We start from the raw sequence: 3,037 nt of genomic DNA, 5'->3' as shown, positions 1-3,037 counted from the left end.
GGAACCCGGTGCCGGGTTCCCGCCCTCTCGTGTGTCCGCGGCGTCCGCGGGCGTCTACCGGGGGGTCGGCTACGGCTCGAACTTGTAGCCGAGGCCCCGCACCGTCACCAGGTAGCGCGGCGCGCCCGGGTCCGGTTCGATCTTGGCGCGCAGCCGCTTGACGTGGACGTCGAGGGTCTTGGTGTCCCCCACGTAGTCCGCGCCCCAGACGCGGTCGATGAGCTGCATGCGGGTCAGGACGCGGCCCGCGTTGCGCAGGAGCATCTCCAGGAGGTCGAACTCCTTCAGCGGCAGGTCGACCTTGGAGCCGGAGACCGTCACCACGTGGCGGTCCACGTCCATGCGGACGGGGCCGGCCTCCAGGGCCTGCGGGGCGACCTCCTCGGGCTCGCCGCGGCGGCGCAGGACCGCGCGGATGCGGGCCACGAGCTCGCGTGACGAGAAGGGCTTCGTCACGTAGTCGTCGGCTCCTATTTCGAGGCCGACCACCTTGTCGATCTCGCTGTCCTTGGCGGTGACCATGATCACCGGGACGTTGGAACGGCTGCGCAGCTGGCGGCAGACCTCCGTGCCGGGCAGGCCCGGCAGCATCAGGTCGAGCAGGACGAGATCGGCGCCGTTGCGCTCGAACTCGTCGAGTCCGTCCGGGCCGGTGGCCGCGATGGCGACCTCGAAGCCCTCTTTGCGGAGCATGTAGGACAGGGCGTCGCTGAAGGATTCCTCGTCCTCGACGACGAGCACTCGGGTCACGGAAGGACCTCCGGGGCAGGAATGGGTTCGTACGCAGTGGTCTCGTCGGGCCGTGCGGTGTCGGCTTCGCTGCCGTCTCCGCCGTGACCGGATCCGCGGTCGCGGTTGGCGGCTGCTTCGGGCAGCCGCAGGGTGAAGGTGGAGCCCTGTCCCTCGGAGCTCCACACGGTGACCTCCCCGCCGTGCGAGGCGGCCACGTGTTTGACGATGGCGAGGCCGAGGCCGGTGCCGCCGGTGGCCCGGGAGCGGGCCGGGTCCACCCGGTAGAAGCGCTCGAAGATGCGGTCCTTGTCCTTGTCGGAGATGCCGATCCCCTGGTCGGTGACGGCCACCTCGATGAGGTCTCCCCCGGGCGCGGTGACCCGGCGGGCGGCGATGCCGACGCGGGTGCGGGCGGGCGAGTAGTTCACGGCGTTCTCGACGAGGTTGCCGAGCGCCGCGGCGAGCTGGCCGCGGTTGCCCCATATCTGCAGGTCGGCGGTGCCGCCCGCGGCCATGGTGATCTGTTTGTGCGAGGCCTGGTGACGGCTGCGGTCGATCGCCTCCGCCACCAGTTCATCGACACGGACGGGTTCGGCGTCCTCCAGGGGATCGTCGTTCTGGACCCGGGAGAGGTCGATGAGCTCCTGGACGAGGCTGGTCAGGCGGGTCGCCTCGATCTGCATGCGGCCCGCGAAGCGCTCGACGGCCTCGGGGTCGTCCGAGGCGTCCATGACGGCCTCGGAGAGGAGGGAGAGCGCGCCTACCGGGGTCTTGAGCTCATGGCTCACGTTCGCGACGAAGTCGCGTCGTACGGCTTCGATGCGGCGGGCCTCGGTGAGGTCCTCCACGAGGAGCAGCACCAGGCGGGAGCCGAGGGGGGCCACGCGTGCGGAGACGGCGAGGGCCTCGCCCCGGCCGGTGCCGCGGCGTGGCAGGTCGAGCTCGACCTGGCGTATCTCGCCGTCGCGCCGGGTGTCGCGCGCCATCTGGAGCATGGGCTCCACGGCGAGCTTGCCGCCGCGGACCAGTCCCAGGGCGTACGCCGCCGAGCTGGCCTTGACCACGCTGTCCGCCTCGTCGAGGACGACGGCGGACGAGCGGAGCACGGAGAGAACCGTGTCGACGCCCGGTGGCAGTACGGGGTCTGTGTGCAGGGAGGTCCGGGTGGGGCGTTTCAGGTCGCGCTCGCTCCAGCGGAACGCCAGCATGGCGATGACACCGGTGCACACCCCGGCGATCGCTGCCGCTGCGGCGACCGCCGCGTTCACGTCCATGCCCCCAGGTTATGCGCCCTTTACGCACGGACCACAGCCATACGGGTGCGCACTCGAACACTCGTCGCCCAGAGTTCACCGTGGGGACGGTGGTGGTTCACTTCGGCCGAACGGGTTACTCCGGTCCTGGCGGGAGCCGCTCCGGACAGGGCGCTGCACGTCGCCCACAGTTCACCTCGGTGACGGGGGCGGTTCACCCAGGATGTCGGAAACGGATGCGTCGGACCCGCACCGTGGGAGCGTGGGGGTCACCCCCCGGGACGTACTAGAGAGGGACATCCACATGCGGGACGCGTACCACGAGGAACTTGACTCGATCGGCGAGGGCCTGGTCGAGATGGCCCGTCTGGTCGGGTCCGCGATCGGGCGCGCCACGACGGCCATGCTCGACGCCGACCTGAAGCTGGCGGAGAGCGTGATCGCCGGTGACCAGAAGGTCGACGATCTCCAGCACGAGCTGGAGGCGCGCGCGATAGCCCTGCTCGCGCGGCAGCAGCCGGTCGCCACGGACCTGCGCATCGTCGTCACCTCGCTGCGGATGAGCGCCGACCTGGAGCGCTCGGGCGACCTCGCCCAGCACGTCGCCAAGCTGGCCAGGCTGCGGTTCCCGGCGTCGGCCGTTCCGCACGACCTGCACGCGACCATCCTGGAGATGGGGCAGCTGGCGCAGCGGCTCATGGCCAAGGCGGCGGAGGTCATCATCACGAAGGACGTCGACCTGGCGCTCCAGCTGGAGCAGGACGACGACGAGATGGACCTGCTGCACCGGACGCTCTTCCAGCACCTGATGGACGACCGCTGGAAGCACGGCATCGAGACGGCCGTGGACGTGACGCTCCTGGGCCGCTACTACGAGCGTTTCGCCGACCACGCGGTCTCGGTGGCGAAGCGGGTCGTCTACCTGGTCACGGGTGAGCACGCGGACGAGATGCAGCAGACGGGGGCGCCGGTGGAAGGCGCCTGAGCCTTTCGCCGCCCGGGATAAGCAGGGAAATGGGTGTGCCCCGTGCTGTCGTACCTACCGACAGCAC

General features: G+C 70.4%; 3 protein-coding genes. 1 reads left to right on the top strand and 2 read right to left on the bottom strand.

Translation table 11 applies throughout. The features are described from left to right. Positions 1 to 69: 69 nt before the first annotated feature. Positions 70 to 750 (bottom strand): response regulator transcription factor, encoded by a 681-nt coding sequence (locus ACFUPX_RS44065; RefSeq protein ID WP_030362171.1) that lies wholly within the window; start codon positions 748 to 750, stop codon positions 70 to 72. Next, positions 747 to 2,006 (bottom strand): sensor histidine kinase, encoded by a 1,260-nt coding sequence (locus ACFUPX_RS44060; RefSeq protein WP_383335390.1) that lies wholly within the window; start codon positions 2,004 to 2,006, stop codon positions 747 to 749. Before ACFUPX_RS44060 ends, ACFUPX_RS44065 begins: the two co-directional genes overlap by 4 nt. A 283-nt stretch (positions 2,007 to 2,289) precedes the next feature. Between ACFUPX_RS44060 and phoU the strand changes: the two genes are divergently transcribed. Then, the gene (gene phoU, locus ACFUPX_RS44055) at positions 2,290 to 2,970 is read left to right on the top strand and encodes a phosphate signaling complex protein PhoU (protein WP_383335393.1); all 681 of its coding nucleotides are present in this window, start codon (positions 2,290 to 2,292) and stop codon (positions 2,968 to 2,970) included. Positions 2,971 to 3,037 lie beyond the last annotated feature (67 nt).

The organism is Streptomyces sp. NPDC057302, assembly GCF_042667685.1.
Lineage (GTDB): Bacteria > Actinomycetota > Actinomycetes > Streptomycetales > Streptomycetaceae > Streptomyces.
This window is presented reverse-complemented; position numbering and strand designations above follow the sequence as displayed.